Here is a 17,087-nt window from a genome sequence, read left to right as displayed (position 1 = left end):
ATGTCTTTCAAAGCCAAATTGCAGCTGCCGCCGCTATCACTACAATTACCACCGCTAGCGCTCTATGTCCACGTGCCCTGGTGTATTCGCAAGTGCCCCTATTGCGATTTTAATTCCCATCAGGCGAATGATGATATTCCGGAGGCGGAGTATGTCGCCGCATTGCGCTTTGATTTGCAACAAGACCAAAGTCTCGCACAGGGGCGCAAGCTCACCAGTATTTTTTTCGGCGGCGGTACGCCGAGCATGTTGTCGGCGCAAGCGATTGGACAGATATTAAAAGATGCGGAAAATATTGTTGGTTTTGAACCGGATATCGAAATCACCCTCGAGGCAAATCCGGGCACCTTTGAACAGGAAAAATTTTCCGGTTTTCGCGCGGTGGGTGTTAATCGTTTATCCATCGGTATCCAAAGTTTTAATGATCATCAATTAAAATTGCTCGGCCGTGTGCACGGGCGCGCTGAAGCCTTGCGTGCGGTGGGCGTTGCGCGCAACGCGGGCTTCGATAATATCAACCTGGATTTAATGCACGGATTGCCTGAGCAATCGGTTGCTGATGCCAAAGCCGATTTGCAGCAGGCGATTGATCTCGCGCCCGAACATCTCTCCTGGTACCAACTGACTATCGAACAAAACACGGCGTTTTATTCCGCACCGCCGGTATTGCCGGAAGAAGAAATTCTTGCCGATATCCAGGATGATGGTGTTGAGTTATTGGCTGCTGCCGGTTACGAGCAATATGAAATATCGGCCTATGCCCGCGACAAAAAATGCGCACGCCATAATCTAAACTATTGGGAGTTTGGCGATTATTTGGGAACCGGTGCGGGTGCTCATGGCAAGGTTACCTTGCCTGCGGAAAATAAAATCCTGCGCTTGTGGAAAACCCGCTTGCCCAAACATTATTTGGATGCAGCAAGCTCGCAAAAAATTTCTACTAATCTGGGCGGACATCAAAATGTATTTGGCGGTGGCAGTGATTTATTATTGCCCGGCGCGCTGCCGTTGGAATTTATGATGAATGCGCTGCGTTTGCACGCGGGTGTGCCGGTCAATTATTTCACCGAGCGCACGGGACTTGCCTGGCAGGCAGTAGATGAAATGTGGCAGTCGTTAACACAACAGAAGCTAGTAGAAATTGAACAGGGCTATGCCCGTCCGAGTGCATTGGGGCGCCGCTTCCTCAATCGTGTTTTGCAAGAGTTTATGCAAGAGCCGGAATAGTGAATGTGCTGAAATGCAAACAATTCGCGCGGGTGTTTTATAAGGTTTGGGTAATCTTGCGTAAAAATTATTGCTCAGGGCCTAAATCAGGGTAATTGTTCACTTCCTGACGACAAGACACCTACGAAAAAAGGAGCGAAGATGACTACTACACGCCGTGAATTCCTAACCGCCGGTGCCGTTGCCGGCGCGGCACTTGCATCAGTTGGCGCATTGGCGGCACCTACTACCGCGAGCAACGCCATGCCTACATTACTGCACCATGTTTTTTTCTGGCTCAAGAATCCCGATTCTGCGGCCGACCGCGCTAAATTGATTGCGGGCGTTAAATCCCTTGCTGCGATTGAAACTGTGCGCAGCATCCATGTGGGTGTTCCTGCATCGACAGAAAAACGTGATGTAGTTGATAACTCTTACCATGTGTCGGAGCTGCTGGGTTTTGATGATGTAGCGGGGCAAGATGCGTATCAGGTGCATCCGCTGCATAAAAAGTTTGTCGACGAACATCAGCATTTGTGGAGCAAAGTGGTGGTGTATGACGCGCTGAAAGTGGATCAATAGCGAGATTATCTATTCGTGCTAATAAAAAAACCCGCTGCAGTAATCCGTAGCGGGTTTTTTAATGATTCCAGTTTTACAGTTCTATGTCGTAATCAATAATGACCGGCATATGGCTGGAGAACTGCTGGGTTTTATAGATAGCCGCATATTCAACTTTTGGACCGAGGCTATTGGAGACAACCTGGAAATCGGTCCGCCAACCATCACCATCATCTTTAAGGCCTTTTGGCCACCAGCTGTATTCATCGCCGTCTTTATTCACTTTACGGAAGGCATCCACATAGCCGATTTGATTAAACAATTGGCTCAACCATTGGCGTTCGTGGGGCAGAAAGCCGGAATTATGTTGGTTGGCAGCACTGTTGCTCACATCTTTGGGAGTATGTGCCATCTGCCAGTTGCCGCAGAAAATATATTCACGGCGTTTGCGGGTAATTTTGTCCAGATGGGCCTGGAAATCGTCAAAGAACTTGATTTTGACTTCTTGTGATTCCATCTCGGAACTGGCGCTGGGGGCGAGGAGTGAGCCAATACTTAATTGCTCAAAATCCACTTGCAGGTAACGGCCCTCCATATCCACGCCGGAGGCAAAACCCAAGCCGTAAATAAGCGCTTTTGGTTGCTGGCGGGTGTAAATGGCAACCCCGTTATAGTGTTTGGTACCTGAATCGAAAAAATAGGCGTGATAGCCCTTGAGTTCAAACTCGGGTTTTTCCAGCTCACGCTCTAATGCGCGTAAATCCTGTAAACAGATAAAATCTGCATCCTGATTCGCGAGCCACGTGTAGAGGCCGCGTTGCGCCGCCTGAAAAATACCATCGACGCTAAGACTGATAACTCTCATGTTAGCCCCTTGATTACGGACTGTGTATCATACCCGAGCTTTGTGTGATTGTGTTACCGTCAAAACTGGGTTTTTTGTGGTAGACGTTACGATTTTTCACATCCTTACATTTGGAGTGCTGTAGAAGCCAAATGCGGGCCTGCTCTTAGGCAGAACCTCGTTGTATTTATTTTGTCACCTCAAACTTAGTTCATAGTCGGATATTTTGCATGGAAAAATACCAATTTGATTTCATTCAGCTAGCTGTCAGACATCAGGCGCTATGCTTTGGTGAATTTTTGCTCAAGTCAGGCCGCACCAGTCCTTACTTCTTTAATGCCGGGCGTTTCCAGACCGGGCAGGCATTGGCTGAGCTGGGCCGCCATTATGCGGCGGCAATCACTGCATCCGGTGTTGAATTCGATATAGTGTTTGGCCCGGCATATAAAGGTATTCCCCTGGCGGCGACCACCGCGATTGCCTTGGCAGATGAGCATCAGCGCGACTTGCCTTATTGCTATAACCGCAAAGAGGCGAAGGATCACGGCGAGGGCGGAACCTTGGTAGGAGCGCCTCTCAGGGGAAAAGTTCTGATTGTGGATGATGTGATCACCGCCGGTACCGCAGTGCGCGAAGTGATGGGTATTATCGCTGCGGCAGGCGCTAAACCGGCAGCGGTATTAATTGGCTTGAATCGCCAGGAAAAAGGACAGGGTCAAATCTCTGCAATCCAGGAAGTAGAACAAACCTTTGGTATTCCGGTCATTAGTATTATTAACCTGAATCACATCATTGATTACCTCGAAAACCAAAGTGGCCAAGAGGCGATGGTGGACAAAATTAAAGAATATCGCGCGACCTACGGTGTAGCGTCGGCGTGATGCAACTGAGGTGACTGACATAAATGCGCAGCTTGTTGTTGGTATTGATTACTTGTAGTTCGTTGCTAATGAGCGGCTTGGTAGCTGCTCAAAAAGAGTCAGCGGGCAAGGTGATTTATCGCTATAAAAACAAGGATGGCGTTACAGTATTGGATAGTGCTATCCCACCCCAGTATGTAAATAACGGCTATGAAATTATGTCGCGCAGCGGCAAAGTTATTAAAGTTGTTGCACCAGTAGTGCAGGGCGCAGAAGGCGAACGTTTGCGGCTCGAAAAGTTAGCAAGTAAAGATCGCGAGCGCGAAGATATCCAATTGCGCCGCAGCTATAGCAACGTTGCCGATATTGATGCTGCAAAAAGCCGCAATCTGGAAAGTTTACGCGGCAATATTAATATCATGCAGGCGAATCTCACGTCGACCAGGACGCGGTTACAAGAGTCGCAATCACAAGCGGCCTCGATTGAACGAACTGGCCGGCAATTACCGGAAGACTTGTTAAAAAATATCAATAACTTGATGCAGGATGAAAAAGATATCCAATTGCAAATTCAACAGCGTGAAGAAGAACTTAAAGTGGTAGAGAAAAAGTTTGACGATGATCGCAAACGCTTTATAGAAATTAGCAAAGAGCAATAATGCTTCTGCAAATAAAAAAACCGGCTATGGCCGGTTTTTTTACCTCTGGATGTTGTGAGTTAACCCGCAATCAAAAAACCTTGTGCGATAAGCTGCCACTGCTCTTGCCAATGTTCGGTGGGGCGGCGGCGGAATTCGGTACGGACAAATTCAGCGATACGGCCATCGGCCAATGCAATTAACAGGTTAGCCGCTGCAGCAACAGGCAGCTGGGAATGTAAGCCTTCGCGTAATTCTGCTTCGCGCAAAATTTGTTTTAATTGGGTTTCGATACGATCAAAAAATTGCGCGATACGGACGCGCAAACGCTCAGTTTCGCCAGTGAGGGCATCGCCCGTCAGTAGGCGAGTTAAACCCGGATTACGTTCAGCGAAAGTAAGTAAAAGGGAGAGAATTTTTTCGCAGCGTTTTAATGCAGATTTCTCTTCTGCCAAAATCAGGGTGATGCGCGAAAAAATAGTTTCTTCAATGAATTCAATCAGACCCTCAAACATTTTGGATTTACTGGGAAAGTGGCGATAAAGTGCAGCCTCCGAAACGCCGACTTCTTTTGCCAGTGCAGATGTTGTAATCCGTTCGCCCGGACTGGCTTCCAGCATGCGTGCAAGGCATTCAAGAATTTGCTGGCGGCGAGGGGTTTTGCTTGGCGTTTTATTCATAGTGACTCCGTTCAGTATGATTCCAGTCAGGACGAATTCATTCAAGAAGCGCGCGCGTTATTGAAAACCGCGCACGCACAGTATCACGCATTACGTGCTTTATTGGTAATGAGTGTGCCCACCCCTACATCGGTAAAAATTTCCAACAGTACAGCGTGATTAACACGACCATCGACAATATGAGCGCTGGTAACACCCGCTTTCACCGCATCGAGTGCACAGGCAATCTTGGGCAGCATGCCACCATAAATAGTGCCATCCGCAATCAGTCCGTCGACTTGTTCAGTGCTGAGGCCGGTCAATACATTGCCTTGTTTATCTTGCAGGCCCGATACGTTGGTGAGCAGCATTAATTTTTCAGCACGTAAAAATTCAGCAATTTTTCCCGCGACCAGGTCAGCGTTGATGTTATAAGAGGAACCATCTTCACCAACACCGATAGGTGCGATTACAGGAATAAAATCGCTATTGATCAACATGTCAATAACTGACGTATTTACGTTTGCTACCTCACCGACATGACCGATATCGAGAATTTCCGGTGCGAGCATTTCCGGTGTTTTATGGGTAACGGTTAATTTTTTTGCCTGGATTAATTTACCATCTTTACCGGTCAAGCCAATCGCTTGGCCGCCGTTGCGATTAATCAGGCTCACAATTTGTTTGTTAACGGTACCGCCCAATACCATTTCCACTACATCCATAGTCGCGCTATCGGTGACACGCATGCCATTGATGAATTCGGATTTGATATTTAATTTTTCCAGCAGGCTGCCGATTTGCGGGCCGCCGCCGTGCACGACCACCGGATTCATACCAACCAATTTCATTAATACGATATCGCGTGCAAAACTGTTTTGCAGTTCTTCGCCTTCCATTGCATTACCGCCAAATTTTACCACGACAGTTTTACCGGTAAAGCGTTGGATATAAGGCAGTGCTTCAGTTAATACGTTGGCGATGTTCATCGCTGATTCGCGGTTTAAAGACATAACAAATTAATCCTGTGAATTGATATTGAACGTTAAACGGTTGTCGACTTTTAACAATTCTCGTTTGAATATTTGCTGGATTTTTTCCAGCGCATCCGGCGACTCAGCCTCAAAACGTAAGGTCAGGGCAGGTGATGTATTGGAGGCGCGTACCAATCCCCAACCTTTGGTGTAATCGACACGAAGGCCATCAATAGTGGTCACTGTGCCATTGGCAAAATCGCTGATCTCGCCAAGTTTTTTGATCAGCGCGAACTTATCGAGTTCGGGAATGGCAATTTTAATTTCCGGTGTTGAATGCAATTGTGGGAACGCGGCAAAAATATCATCAATTTTCTGGTCGCGCAGGGTGATGATTTCCAGCAAACGTGCCATGGCATAGATGCCATCATCAAAACCATACCAGCGGTCTTTAATAAAAATATGGCCGGAATATTCGCCACCAATTAATGCCTGTGTTTCTTCCATTTTTGCTTTCATAGGCGAGTGGCCGGTCTTCCACATGATCGGGCGACCACCGTAGCTGCTAATAACCTGGTTTAACTGGCGCGAACATTTTACATCGAACAATACATCGGCACCGGGATTGCGTGAAAGTACATCTTTGGCAAAGAGCATTAATAATCTGTCGGGCCAAATAATATCGCCTTTGGGTGTGACAACGACCAAGCGATCACCATCGCCATCGAAAGCGACACCGATATCGGCATTGCTCTCTTGTACTTTGGCAATTAATGCCTGCAGATTTTTTTCAATGGTAGGGTCGGGATCATGGTTGGGAAATTCGCCGTCCAAATCGCAAAATAGTGGAATTACATCGCAGCCCAATTCTTCAAACAATTGCGGCGCGACTATACCGGGCACAGCATTGCCGGCGTCTACAACAATCGATACATTGCTGGCGAGGGCGACATCGGAAAAAATCCGGTCGATATAATCGGGAATAATCGTGCGCGGGATTTCCTCGCCCAGGCCTTGATGAAAACGTTGGCCGATAATGCGCGAACGTAAATCAACGACTGCCTCATCCGCGAGTGCCTTATTATTAATAACCACTTTAAAACCATTGTATTCCTTGGGATTGTGGCTGGCGGTTACCATTACGCCACTGCTGGTATCGTCGAAGTGAAATGTTGAAAAATACATGAGTGGCGTAGGTACAACACCGATATTGATAACATTACAACCGGAGCGCAGAATTCCGCGTATCAATGCCTGGGTTAAGCCTTCACTATGCGTGCGGCCATCGCGCGCGACAACGATTCCCTGCTCGCCCTGGTCTATCGCTTCACTGCCAACTGCCTGGCCAATTAATTGCGCGAGTTCGGGTGTAATTTGGTCACCGACCAGACCGCGAATATCATAGGAGCGAAATATTTCGGCGGGCACATCATCTTCATTAATTTTGCTGCGTGCCGCTGTGCTGGATTTTTTGCCGGATGCCTGTTGCAGGCCGAGAATATTTTCATCTTCATCAATAACAGCAATGTCGAGAATGTCCTGTTTTTGAAACATTGGATTCGCCATTGCGTCATCGGCGTTAACCGATTCCTTACTGGTTTTGACGACCTCTGCTATCGATGGAGTTACATTATTTTGTTCACCCAATTCAGCGCGAACAAGGATTTTGCTGAGGAACCAGACCAACGCCAGACTGCTGGCTACAATCAGGCTAATTGTCATCAGCCACAATGCGGGAAGTTCTTCGGCGAGTTTCAGTAATTGTGGCGAGGGAGTAAATTTCACTGCTAAATGACTGCCGACGACCTCGCCTTGCAAACTATTACCCACAGCGCCAGTGCCGATTTTTTTAACAATTTGTGCCGGGCTGCCGGTAAATTGTTGTAACAGAATATATTCCCCGAGATCTTGCTCGGTGCTACCAAACGAATTAATCATTTCATTCGCATCGGTGGTGACCATCAAGGTGCCCAATGGCTCGCTTTTATCATCCAGAGCGAGTGGGCGAACCCAGTTAATCATCCAGCGTTCATTAATAACTATTAGCTCTGGCAAAGCGGGTTCGCGCTTTTCTGCGCGCTGGATTAAATCCAGTTCAGCGTAACGAATCGGGAATTCTGCTTCGCGATCCAACTCTGCACTGCCGCGCGGGATCAACCGCAGCTTGAGTGCAGCGGTAGTTTGTTCCTGCCACTTGGTTTCCAGTAACGCACGTGCTTCAGGTGTGTTTTCGATATTGGTGAAATCGAGACTTGCGACCAACTCCGGTTCAGCGGCAAGCTTATCAATAAGTTCGGTCTGTTGCTGGAAGTAGCGAGCAAGTGTTTTGCTGTGCTCGTCTACCTTTGCCTGGGTCAGCGAAAGCAAATTTTCCTGTTGTTGTTGCACTACCAGTTTTTGATAAAGCACGTAGCCGATAATGGCATTAAGCACTAATGCAATGCCCAACAATATCAGAAGTATTTTTTGTTGGACGGCCGCTTTGCGTTTGGCGGCATCCAATGCGCGCTGCGCGCTGCGCGATAAAGGCACGCCGGCTTCAGTTTTGGATTTTGACAAGTCCTGTGGGTTCACACCGATACCTTTCCGTTTAACTAAACCATGAATGTTATTGTGTTAATCAACATCAAAAATTATTGTGCTGTTATTTTTTTTGCGAAGAGCGCGATAAGCTCACGCGCCAATTGCTGTTTGCTGCGCTGACTGATTTCAGTCTCAGTATGTTTATCCACCAGGGTGACGGCATTGTCATCGCTGTTAAAACCAATATTGTTGTCACTGATATTGTTGGCAACAATCAAGTCCAGATTTTTGCGCACTAATTTGCTGCGCGCATACTCAAGTACATTTTCACTTTCAGCGGCGAAGCCGATCGTAAAAGGTTTGGGATTGCGTGCTGCTATGCTGGCGACTATATCGGGATTTTTCACCAGCGTTAGCGTCAAGGTATCGCTCGCGCCTTTTTTCATTTTCTGCGCTGCAATCTGTTCCGGGCGATAGTCGGCGACAGCGGCAGCGGCGATAAATAAATCGCAACCTTCGGCGGCGCTCACACTGGCCGCATACATATCGGCAGCGGTAACCACATTAATACGTTTGACGCGCTCGGGGGTAGGTAATTGGGTCGGGCCACTGATCAATATAGTCTCTGCACCTGCTTCGGCGGCGGCGGTGGCGAGCGCGTAGCCCATTTTGCCCGAGCTGTAATTGCTCAGGTAGCGTACCGGGTCCAGCGCTTCACGCGTCGGGCCGGCAGTAATCACTACTTTCTTTCCCGCCAGGCTGCCGCTGATAAACAGGCTTGCAGCGGCGGCAACTAATTGTAGTGGCTCCAGCATGCGTCCGGGGCCTATATCGCCACAGGCTTGACCGCCGTCGGCAGGGCCAAGGATATGGACTTTACGTTGGCGCAGGATATCCAGATTGGCTTGCGTGCTGGCATTGCGCCACATGCCTTGGTTCATTGCCGGCGCCAGCGCAATGGGAGCCGCGGTCGCGAGGCAGATGCTGGTGAGCAAGTCATTGCCCATGCCCTGTGTCAGCCGCGCCATAAAGTCGGCGGTGGCGGGGGCGACTAATACCAGATCGGCCCAGCGCGCGAGCTGGATATGGCCCATACCGGCTTCCGCTTTCGGGTCGAGTAATTGCGTATGTACGGGATTGCCAGAGAGTGCTTGCAGAGTCAGCGGAGTAATAAACTCCTGCGCCGCTGGCGTCATTACTACCTGCACGCTTGCACCGGCGTCTTGCAGGCGTCGTACCAGATCGGCACTTTTATAGGCAGCGATGCCACCGGTCACACCGAGCAGGATCTGTTTATTGGCAAGCGAAGTCATAGATACGGAGGAGCCCCGGCTGAAAGAGAGTCGTACAGTGTTCAACCTTAGCCTTATCAGGCGTAATTGGCCACTAACGGTGCCAGCCCTGCAGGGCTTGACGAAAGGTAGTTAAGATACCATCCTTGCCACCGTTTTCGTATCTGCCGGCCACTCATCCCGATCATTGGCCACATTAAAGGAATGCAAGATCCCACTACAATGGAGTTGTCTATGTCGATTGCCAATTGGCCTGAGGCCGAACGTCCCCGCGAAAAACTACTGGCCCATGGCCCGCGTGCTTTATCCGATGCGGAGTTGCTCGCTATTTTCCTGCGCGTTGGCTGCGTGGGGAAATCGGCGGTTGACCTTGCGCGTGAGTTGCTGCAGGAGTACGGCGGTTTGCGCCAATTATTGGAGGCATCGCAAACCGAGTTCTGTAAAGGGTTGGGATTGGGAAATGCCAAATACGCGCAACTGCAAGCGGTACTGGAGATGGGGCGCCGTCATCTATCAGCGGCGATGAAAGCCGGTGATTTGCTCACCAGCCCGGATCTGGTACGAAGCTATTTGAGTGCACAATTGCGCCATCAGCTGCGCGAAGTATTCGCGGTCTTGTTTCTGGATAGCCAAAATCGTCTGATTACCTATGAAGAACTGTTCTTCGGCACTATTGATGGCGCCTCGGTTTATCCTCGTGAGGTGGCCAAACGGGCGCTCGCGCACAATGCGGCAGGCCTGATTCTGGCTCATAACCATCCTAGTGGTATCGCTGAACCCAGCCAGGCTGATTGCCGTATAACCCGGCGGTTGCAGGACACTTTGGAGCTGATTGATGTAAAGGTGTTGGATCATATGGTAGTGGGTGATGCCGAGGTAATTTCCTTCGCCGAGCGCGGATTACTCTGAAATTGACATGGTGGCTGTTTTTTTGGTCAAAAAAACAGCTTTTCATTGCTATTGCAGGACTGTTTTGGTATAAAACGCGGCTCTTTGCGGCAGGGTTGTGAAGACGTATTAAAAGAGCGTCATTTTCGCGCGAATTTCCCTCTGGAATTTGCTGCTCCGACCCTGAATTACCCGCGTACAGGAAAGAATAGGCTGCTTACAACAATGCTCCAGGCTGGTTGTTAGTCTGTTTTACGGTTCTAACACAGCGCTTCCAGCTTAGCGCGCTGATTTTTTAATGAGGCAATAAAATGTCCAAGGTATGTCAAGTTACTGGTAAGCGTCCAATTACCGGCAACAATGTTTCCCACGCAAAAAACCACACCAAGCGTCGTTTTTTGCCCAACCTGCAATCTCACCGTTTTTGGGTAGAAGCTGAGAAGCGTTTCGTGACTCTGCGCCTGACTCCAAAAGGTATGCGTATCATCGACAAGCGTGGCATTGACGCGGTGTTGGTAGATGTTCGTGCCAACGGCCACAAAGTGTAATTAGGAGCTATTGTCATGCGCGAAAAAATTCGTCTGAACTCTTCTGCTGGTACTGGTCACTTCTACACGACTGACAAGAACAAGCGCACCATGCCAGAAAAGATGGAAATCAAAAAGTTTGACCCGGTTGTGCGCAAGCACGTGGTCTACAAAGAAGGCAAAATCAAGTAATGTGATTGTTGTGTTCGCTAAAAAACCCGGTCTTTGTGCCGGGTTTTTTATTGCCTGAATTTTTCTATCGATAATAAAAAGATTCCTCGGCGCCAAAAGGCAGAATTGGCGACCTGAACTACAATGGTAAACACGATAGTCAATAACAGTTCAAGGTGCGCCCTTGCATCTCCCTGCACAGTACTTTACTTCCGATAAATAGGCTTCCCATGACTGAGATTCGCGGGCTTGAGGCATGGATGACGACTCTTGCCGAACAAGAATTGCCTACGCTCAATGCGGTGGTAAGAGAAATTTGTGAGCTGAGCGAAAATGAAAAATGCCGCGCGGAAGATTTGACCAAAATTATTTTGCGCGATGCCGACCTCACTTCCAAAGTATTGAAAATCGCCAACTCGGTTCACTACAACCCGTCGTTTGCATCGATCAAAACCGTATCGCGCGCGATTGTCCATTTGGGTTTTGACAATTTGCGTAACATCACGCTTGCTACCACGCTGATTGAAAATTTTCTGCAAGGCAAGCCCAAAATCCATTTGATCCGAAGTCTGGCGCGCTCATTTCACGCTGCAGTCCAAGCCAAGGCAATGGTGCCGTTTCTGGATGGTGAAAAAAAAGAGCAGGTATTTATCGCTGCACTCTTGCGCAATATCAGTGAACTCGCATTGATTTCTACCGGACGCAAAGTTGTTGAAGATTTTATCGATGCGCGCGATAAAGAGCCGCAATCGGAGCACAGTTTGGCGGTGGAATATTTGGGCGTAGATACCAGTTTGCTGTCGCGTCATCTCATCAAAGATTGGACGTTGGGTGATTTACTGAGTGAGGCCTGTGAGAACCATGTGCACTCCAGCGCTGCTGCGCGTGCGGTGAATTTAGGCAACGAAATCAGCATCTATATTAATCGTGGAATAAAAAGCCCGGAGCTGCACAAGCTGTGTCAGCAAACCGCAAGCCTGTGCAAAATTTCAGTTGACGATGCGCGTGATCAAGTGTTGTTGATGGCCGATGAAGCTTCAGTGATCGCAAAAATTTACGGTGTTGAAGTATTGATCGGCGCGCTGCCTGATCCGGCAGTAATTGAACAAAAAGAAGTATCCGCAAAGAAATCGGATTATTTATTCCAGCAACAATTAAACCTTATCCACAAGGCTATGTTGGCTGGCGATGGTTTCCCTAAAATTACCCAACTGTCGCTTGCCACTTTACATGAGGGTGCGGATATTGCGCGCGTAGCGATTTTAGTAGTCGATCATAAAAGCAAAATGCTGGATGTGCGCTACGTGATCGGCAAGGGAACGCATCTGTGGCGTCAGCAAGTTAAAATTAATCTGGAGCAATTGCATAAAGGTGAATTGCTGCATGAGTTTTTGCGCAGCCAACAACCCTTGTGGTATCAACCGGCAGTTGCCAAAAAAGATATTGGTGCCTTGCAAATGATGGGCGCTAAAGGTGCAATTCTTCTTGCACCTTTATTGTTAAATAAACGCTTGATGGCGGTGGCCTATGCGGATGCTGAAACGGGTAATTTGAGCGCACGCCAATTTGAGGAATTTCAATTGATTGTCAATCAATTGAATTTAATGATGCGTTTTAGTGCGGCTAGTTAAAAGTGTCAGGTATAAAAAACCGCTGTATGATTTGATCATGCAGCGGTTTTTTTATTTACATCAAATTTATTTCAGCTGGATAACACGAGTGTGGCGACGCGCCAATGCCAAGCCAATCAAGCCTAACAGAAGCAGTAACGCAGTAGAGGGTTCTGGCACTGATACCAGGGTTTTAAATGCGTGGTTGTCGCTTTCAAATGCAAAACCATTGCTGGTCAATTTCACACTGTCAAAAACATCGCTGCCAAAGTTGAAGTTGATGTAGCGATTGGATGCAAAGCTCAGTTGGTTACCATCGGCAAAGTGGCCGACAATATCACTACCGGAATAACTCGCCACCAGAGCATTGTTCAGGTAAAAACTGATGAAGTTGTAACTGTCGATTGAGCCCCAATAAAGGCCAAAATAATCAGCTGTAGTGCCGAGTGAAAAGGTGGCGCTTAGGCTGGTTGGTGACGGATTGGGCACGCTCAAATATTGGGAGTCGATGCCCAGGGGCTGCGCGTATTTGCCGCTCTCGCTGCCATTCACCAGGGCAAAATCACCCACGCAACTCACATAGCCACAGCCCGAGTTAAAATCGATAGTTGTCGCGCCAACTACCGAGGTAGTGACATCGCCAGTGTTGGAAAGGGAAATAATCGGCAGCGCTTGCGCAGCGCCAGTTATCAGCACCAAAGGTAAAAGTAACGCGGTAAGCAGGTTTTTCATTTAGCACTCCAGAGGATCGACGATTCGCCAGTGTCAGATAGTCGCAAAACCAATCGGGCAGCAAGCGGTCCACAATTGCGGCGTTTACCCGCTACCCCCGGGTTTTCGCCAACCTTTGTCACTGAGCAACTTGCGGGCCAATCCATTGCAAAAATGTGATTTGGTTCTCAAATTTTTGTGATAAAAGTCACATTTAAAATTCTAGTCGAGGGTTTGCTTATTTCCATGCCATCGAAAGAATATTTGGTATGGTTTCGATGAAATTTACGCCATAAAAAGATGATTTAGTTCTATCAGCCCTTTAGCATGTGATCTTTCGCGATAAAGACAGGAATAGCTATGCCCGAATTACCCGAAGTCGAAACGACCTTGCGCGGCATCTCGCCTCACGTTGTTGGTCAAGAAGTGACGGAGATTGTCATCCGCCAATCGCAATTGCGCTGGCCAATTACTGCCGGTTTGGCGGAATTGGTTATTGGACGTCGGCTTATCAAGGCTGCGCGTCGGGGTAAGTATTTGCTGCTGAACTTCGGCAATGGCCACGCGCTTATCCATTTGGGAATGTCGGGGAGCCTGCGTATCGTTGAACCGGACGAGCCGCCGTCATTCCACGATCATTTTGATCTGGTATTTGGCAAGCGCGTCCTGCGCTATTGCGATCCGCGCCGCTTTGGCTGTTTGTTATGGGTAGAGGGCGAGCCGGAGATCCACAAGTTGCTGGCAGATTTGGGGCCAGAGCCGCTGACTGATGCATTCACCGCAGATTACCTGTACGAGCGGACACGCAAACGCAGCCAGGCGATCAAGCAATTCATTATGGATAGCAAAGTGGTAGTGGGTGTAGGCAACATTTACGCAAATGAGTCACTGTTTATGGCGGGCATCAAACCCATCCGCAAAGCCGGCTCACTGACACGCAAAAATTGTGAGGACCTGGTGCGCGATATCAAGTTTGTCTTGCAGCGTTCGATTGATCAGGGCGGGACGACATTGCGCGATTTTGTCGGCGGTGACGGCAAACCCGGTTATTTCAAGCAGGAGCTATTGGTTTACGGTCGCGGCGATCAACCTTGCACCCTGTGCAAAAAACCTTTAAAAGAGGTGCGCATGAGTGATCGCACGACTGTCTATTGCGTGATTTGCCAAAAATAAGTAACTGGAAATAACAGCGCTTATTTGTCGAATTTGCGCTTCAGTGCTGATTCCACCGGGCCAGCGACAAACTTGCTGACATCACCGCCGAGAAAGGCGATCTCGCGCACGATGGAAGAGGATATATAAGAGAGGTGTTCGGCCGGGGTGAGGAAAATACTCTCCATGGTCGGCGCCAGCGCGCGATTCATATTCGCCAGTTGGAATTCGTATTCAAAGTCCGATACGGCGCGCAGCCCGCGCAATACCGCTTGGGCATTTTGTTGGCGGACAAACTCCACTAATAAAATATCAAACCCGCAGACAGTTACATTGGGTACATGCGACAAAGTTTCCTGCGCTAGCGCGACACGTTCATCCAACGTAAACAGTGGGTTTTTGCGATTGCTGGCCGCAACCGCAACTATCACATTGTCGAACAAGCGGCAGGCGCGCTCTACCAAATCGATGTGGCCGTTGGTGATGGGATCAAACGTGCCTGGGTAGACCACTGTGCGCATAAGTGTATTCCGTAATGGGTGCCGGTCGGCGAGGCGCGCATGGTACAAAATTCACCAGCCACTGACCAGCGCGAGCGCCGTCACACTTGTAGTTAGATTATGAATTCAGTTTATTAGTTTAGTTGTTATTTTCCGCCGCATGGCGATGGTACAGGCGGAAACTGACTTGCCCGGCCTGTTTGTCGCGATGCAGCTGCCAGTTGGCGGGTAGCTGCAATTGCGCATCGCGCGGCGCTTCCAGATAAATAGTCGCCTCGTCGCTAAGCCAGTTGCCGGTTTCGAGCGCAACGGCGATTTTTTCCCATAAATCAAGTGCAAAGGGCGGGTCGATAAACACAATATCGAAGCGCTGCGCGGGTTGCTGGCGCGTTAACCAGGCGAGACTGTCTGCCTGCTCGACCTTGCCATTGTCCGCTTGCAGTAACTGCAAATTGCTTTTCAGTTGACGTGCGGCGTCGACATTTTTCTCCAGTAACAAGCTGGATTCCGCACCGCGCGACAGAGCTTCCAATCCCAAAGCACCGGAACCGGCGAATAAATCGAGGCAGTGTGCGCCCTGGATCTCCGGTGCGAGCCAATTAAACAGGGTTTCGCGGATACGGTCGCCGGTAGGGCGCAGACCGTCGGCATCAGGAAAACTGAATTTGCGTCCGCGCCATAAGCCGCCAATGATGCGCAATTGGTTACTGCTTTTAAGCGTTTTGGCTAAGGATTTTGCGATTGGTTTGGGCAAGGCATTTCTCTATGGACAGATCAGAAGTGTTAGGATAGCGGCTTTGTTGAATTTGCAGAATAACAATTCTGCACGTGTGTATTAACAGCCCCCTAGCTAACACTTCAGACCAACACTATGTTTTTCAATCTGTTTAAAAAATCCGAAAAGCCCGATACCGCTAATACAACTCCCGATGAGCAACTGCCTGTAACGGAGCCTGAGTCACAACCAGCATCGGCCGAGCTTACGCCGGCGCAGCCGGAACCGGTTGTTGCCGAACCTGAAACTCCCACCAAACTCGGCTTTTTTGCCCGCATCAAGCAAGGCCTTAGCCGCACCAGTAGCAATTTTGCGGAAGGCCTGGGCAATCTTTTCCTCGGCCGTAAAACTATCGACGAAGATCTGTTCGAAGAGCTGGAAACCCAGTTGTTGGTTGCCGATGTGGGAATGGAAGCGACCAGTGAAATTATCGACAGCCTCACCGCCCGTGTCGCGCGCAAGCAGCTCAACGATGTGGATGCGCTCTATCAAGCACTGCGCGACCAGCTTACCGATCTGTTGCGCCCTGTTGAAAAGCCGTTGGTAATCGATACCACCAGACAGCCTTATGTGATTTTGGTGGTCGGCGTGAATGGGGTGGGCAAAACCACCACCATCGGCAAGCTCGCCAAGCGCCTGCAAAACGAAGGTAAGAAAGTCATGCTGGCAGCAGGGGATACTTTCCGCGCCGCGGCGGTCGAACAACTGCAAGTATGGGGCGAGCGCAACAATGTACCGGTGATCGCCCAGCATACCGGTGCCGATTCCGCCTCGGTTATTTATGACGCATTGCAAGCGGCCAAGGCGCGCGGGATTGATGTCATCATCGCCGATACCGCCGGTCGCCTGCACAACAAAAACCATTTGATGGATGAGCTGTCCAAGGTCAAGCGTGTCATGGCCAAGCTCGATGAGTCTGCGCCCCATGAAGTCTTGTTAGTATTGGATGCAGGTACTGGCCAAAACGCCGTTAACCAGGCCGAGCAATTCCGCGACGCCGCCGGCGTAACCGGTTTGGTGCTGACCAAGCTGGATGGTACGGCGAAAGGCGGGGTGATCTTCGCCCTGAGTAAGAAATTTGCGCTGCCGGTGCGTTTTATTGGTGTCGGTGAAGCGATTGATGATTTGCAGCCGTTTGCGGCTGAGCCGTTTATCAAGGCGCTGTTTAACCAAACGGATGCCGCTTAATAATTCAG

At 49.2% G+C, this 17,087-nt stretch carries 18 protein-coding genes; 10 read left to right on the top strand and 8 right to left on the bottom strand.

What is annotated here, in order from left to right; translation table 11 throughout:
- Both hemW and AC1RJL_RS15120 read left to right on the top strand, forming a co-directional pair.
- A complete protein-coding gene (gene hemW / locus AC1RJL_RS15125; RefSeq protein ID WP_492915465.1) occupies window positions 1–1,227 on the top strand; it encodes a radical SAM family heme chaperone HemW in 1,227 nt (408 codons plus the stop codon).
- Between the two features lie 141 nt (window positions 1,228–1,368).
- Window positions 1,369–1,788 (top strand): Dabb family protein, encoded by a 420-nt coding sequence (locus tag AC1RJL_RS15120; protein WP_492915463.1) that lies wholly within the window; start codon window positions 1,369–1,371, stop codon window positions 1,786–1,788.
- 73 nt (window positions 1,789–1,861) lie between these two features.
- Here the strand turns inward: AC1RJL_RS15120 and AC1RJL_RS15115 are convergent, their stop codons facing one another.
- Entirely contained in the window at window positions 1,862–2,632 is a 771-nt protein-coding gene (locus AC1RJL_RS15115; protein WP_492915461.1) for an exodeoxyribonuclease III, read from the bottom strand.
- A gap of 209 nt (window positions 2,633–2,841) precedes the next feature.
- On the opposite strand from AC1RJL_RS15115, the gene pyrE reads away from it, so the two are divergent.
- A complete protein-coding gene (gene pyrE, locus AC1RJL_RS15110; RefSeq protein ID WP_492915460.1) occupies window positions 2,842–3,492 on the top strand; it encodes an orotate phosphoribosyltransferase in 651 nt (216 codons plus the stop codon).
- 23 nt (window positions 3,493–3,515) lie between these two features.
- On the top strand, window positions 3,516–4,130 hold the full coding sequence (locus AC1RJL_RS15105) for a hypothetical protein (protein ID WP_492915458.1): 615 nt from the start codon (window positions 3,516–3,518) through the stop codon (window positions 4,128–4,130).
- Window positions 4,131–4,189: 59 nt separating this feature from the next.
- Here AC1RJL_RS15105 and slmA read toward each other — a convergent pair whose 3' ends face one another.
- The 4 genes from slmA to coaBC all read right to left on the bottom strand — a co-directional run bounded on the left by slmA (window position 4,190) and on the right by coaBC (window position 9,578).
- Entirely contained in the window at window positions 4,190–4,789 is a 600-nt protein-coding gene (gene slmA, locus AC1RJL_RS15100) for a nucleoid occlusion factor SlmA (RefSeq protein ID WP_492915456.1), read from the bottom strand.
- A gap of 83 nt (window positions 4,790–4,872) precedes the next feature.
- A complete protein-coding gene (argB, locus tag AC1RJL_RS15095) occupies window positions 4,873–5,781 on the bottom strand; it encodes an acetylglutamate kinase (RefSeq protein WP_492915454.1) in 909 nt (302 codons plus the stop codon).
- Between the two features lie 6 nt (window positions 5,782–5,787).
- On the bottom strand, window positions 5,788–8,316 hold the full coding sequence (locus AC1RJL_RS15090) for a phosphomannomutase/phosphoglucomutase (protein WP_492915452.1): 2,529 nt from the start codon (window positions 8,314–8,316) through the stop codon (window positions 5,788–5,790).
- 59 nt (window positions 8,317–8,375) lie between these two features.
- A complete protein-coding gene (gene coaBC / locus AC1RJL_RS15085; protein WP_492915450.1) occupies window positions 8,376–9,578 on the bottom strand; it encodes a bifunctional phosphopantothenoylcysteine decarboxylase/phosphopantothenate--cysteine ligase CoaBC in 1,203 nt (400 codons plus the stop codon).
- 213 nt (window positions 9,579–9,791) lie between these two features.
- Between coaBC and radC the strand changes: the two genes are divergently transcribed.
- The 4 genes from radC (at window position 9,792) to AC1RJL_RS15065 (ending at window position 12,774) form a co-directional block, all read left to right on the top strand.
- Window positions 9,792–10,466: a RadC family protein gene (gene radC / locus AC1RJL_RS15080; protein ID WP_492915448.1), complete on the top strand. Its 675-nt coding sequence runs from the start codon at window positions 9,792–9,794 to the stop codon at window positions 10,464–10,466.
- Between the two features lie 290 nt (window positions 10,467–10,756).
- Window positions 10,757–10,993: a 50S ribosomal protein L28 gene (rpmB, locus tag AC1RJL_RS15075; RefSeq protein ID WP_133680424.1), complete on the top strand. Its 237-nt coding sequence runs from the start codon at window positions 10,757–10,759 to the stop codon at window positions 10,991–10,993.
- A 15-nt stretch (window positions 10,994–11,008) separates the two neighbouring features.
- Complete coding sequence (rpmG, locus tag AC1RJL_RS15070) at window positions 11,009–11,164, top strand: 50S ribosomal protein L33 (RefSeq protein ID WP_007639321.1); 156 nt, start codon at window positions 11,009–11,011, stop codon at window positions 11,162–11,164.
- Window positions 11,165–11,373: 209 nt separating this feature from the next.
- Window positions 11,374–12,774 carry an HDOD domain-containing protein gene (locus AC1RJL_RS15065; protein WP_492915445.1) on the top strand — a complete coding sequence of 467 codons (1,401 nt, stop codon included), beginning with the start codon at window positions 11,374–11,376 and terminating at the stop codon, window positions 12,772–12,774.
- Between the two features lie 66 nt (window positions 12,775–12,840).
- Here AC1RJL_RS15065 and AC1RJL_RS15060 read toward each other — a convergent pair whose 3' ends face one another.
- On the bottom strand, window positions 12,841–13,485 hold the full coding sequence (locus AC1RJL_RS15060) for an Npun_F0296 family exosortase-dependent surface protein (protein ID WP_492915443.1): 645 nt from the start codon (window positions 13,483–13,485) through the stop codon (window positions 12,841–12,843).
- A 339-nt stretch (window positions 13,486–13,824) separates the two neighbouring features.
- Here AC1RJL_RS15060 and mutM point away from each other — a divergent pair, with 339 nt between their 5' ends.
- On the top strand, window positions 13,825–14,637 hold the full coding sequence (gene mutM / locus AC1RJL_RS15055) for a bifunctional DNA-formamidopyrimidine glycosylase/DNA-(apurinic or apyrimidinic site) lyase (RefSeq protein WP_492915441.1): 813 nt from the start codon (window positions 13,825–13,827) through the stop codon (window positions 14,635–14,637).
- A 20-nt stretch (window positions 14,638–14,657) separates the two neighbouring features.
- Here the strand turns inward: mutM and coaD are convergent, their stop codons facing one another.
- On the bottom strand, window positions 14,658–15,137 hold the full coding sequence (gene coaD / locus AC1RJL_RS15050; protein WP_492915439.1) for a pantetheine-phosphate adenylyltransferase: 480 nt from the start codon (window positions 15,135–15,137) through the stop codon (window positions 14,658–14,660).
- Window positions 15,138–15,255: 118 nt separating this feature from the next.
- Window positions 15,256–15,870 (bottom strand): 16S rRNA (guanine(966)-N(2))-methyltransferase RsmD, encoded by a 615-nt coding sequence (rsmD, locus tag AC1RJL_RS15045; RefSeq protein WP_492915437.1) that lies wholly within the window; start codon window positions 15,868–15,870, stop codon window positions 15,256–15,258.
- A gap of 117 nt (window positions 15,871–15,987) precedes the next feature.
- Between rsmD and ftsY the strand changes: the two genes are divergently transcribed.
- On the top strand, window positions 15,988–17,079 hold the full coding sequence (gene ftsY, locus AC1RJL_RS15040) for a signal recognition particle-docking protein FtsY (protein ID WP_492915435.1): 1,092 nt from the start codon (window positions 15,988–15,990) through the stop codon (window positions 17,077–17,079).
- Window positions 17,080–17,087: the final 8 nt, after the last annotated feature.

This window comes from Cellvibrio sp. GW822-FHT04B05, assembly GCF_058800985.1.
This window is presented reverse-complemented; position numbering and strand designations above follow the sequence as displayed.

Coding starts and splice junctions, on each gene's coding strand:
- hemW (WP_492915465.1), top strand. CDS start 1: ATGTCTTTCAAAGCCAAATTGCAGCTGCCGCCGCTATCACTACAATTA.
- AC1RJL_RS15120 (WP_492915463.1), top strand. CDS start 1,369: ATGACTACTACACGCCGTGAATTCCTAACCGCCGGTGCCGTTGCCGGC.
- AC1RJL_RS15115 (WP_492915461.1), bottom strand. CDS start 2,632: ATGAGAGTTATCAGTCTTAGCGTCGATGGTATTTTTCAGGCGGCGCAA.
- pyrE (WP_492915460.1), top strand. CDS start 2,842: ATGGAAAAATACCAATTTGATTTCATTCAGCTAGCTGTCAGACATCAG.
- AC1RJL_RS15105 (WP_492915458.1), top strand. CDS start 3,516: ATGCGCAGCTTGTTGTTGGTATTGATTACTTGTAGTTCGTTGCTAATG.
- slmA (WP_492915456.1), bottom strand. CDS start 4,789: ATGAATAAAACGCCAAGCAAAACCCCTCGCCGCCAGCAAATTCTTGAA.
- argB (WP_492915454.1), bottom strand. CDS start 5,781: ATGTCTTTAAACCGCGAATCAGCGATGAACATCGCCAACGTATTAACT.
- coaBC (WP_492915450.1), bottom strand. CDS start 9,578: ATGACTTCGCTTGCCAATAAACAGATCCTGCTCGGTGTGACCGGTGGC.
- radC (WP_492915448.1), top strand. CDS start 9,792: ATGTCGATTGCCAATTGGCCTGAGGCCGAACGTCCCCGCGAAAAACTA.
- rpmB (WP_133680424.1), top strand. CDS start 10,757: ATGTCCAAGGTATGTCAAGTTACTGGTAAGCGTCCAATTACCGGCAAC.
- rpmG (WP_007639321.1), top strand. CDS start 11,009: ATGCGCGAAAAAATTCGTCTGAACTCTTCTGCTGGTACTGGTCACTTC.
- AC1RJL_RS15065 (WP_492915445.1), top strand. CDS start 11,374: ATGACTGAGATTCGCGGGCTTGAGGCATGGATGACGACTCTTGCCGAA.
- AC1RJL_RS15060 (WP_492915443.1), bottom strand. CDS start 13,485: ATGAAAAACCTGCTTACCGCGTTACTTTTACCTTTGGTGCTGATAACT.
- mutM (WP_492915441.1), top strand. CDS start 13,825: ATGCCCGAATTACCCGAAGTCGAAACGACCTTGCGCGGCATCTCGCCT.
- coaD (WP_492915439.1), bottom strand. CDS start 15,137: ATGCGCACAGTGGTCTACCCAGGCACGTTTGATCCCATCACCAACGGC.
- ftsY (WP_492915435.1), top strand. CDS start 15,988: ATGTTTTTCAATCTGTTTAAAAAATCCGAAAAGCCCGATACCGCTAAT.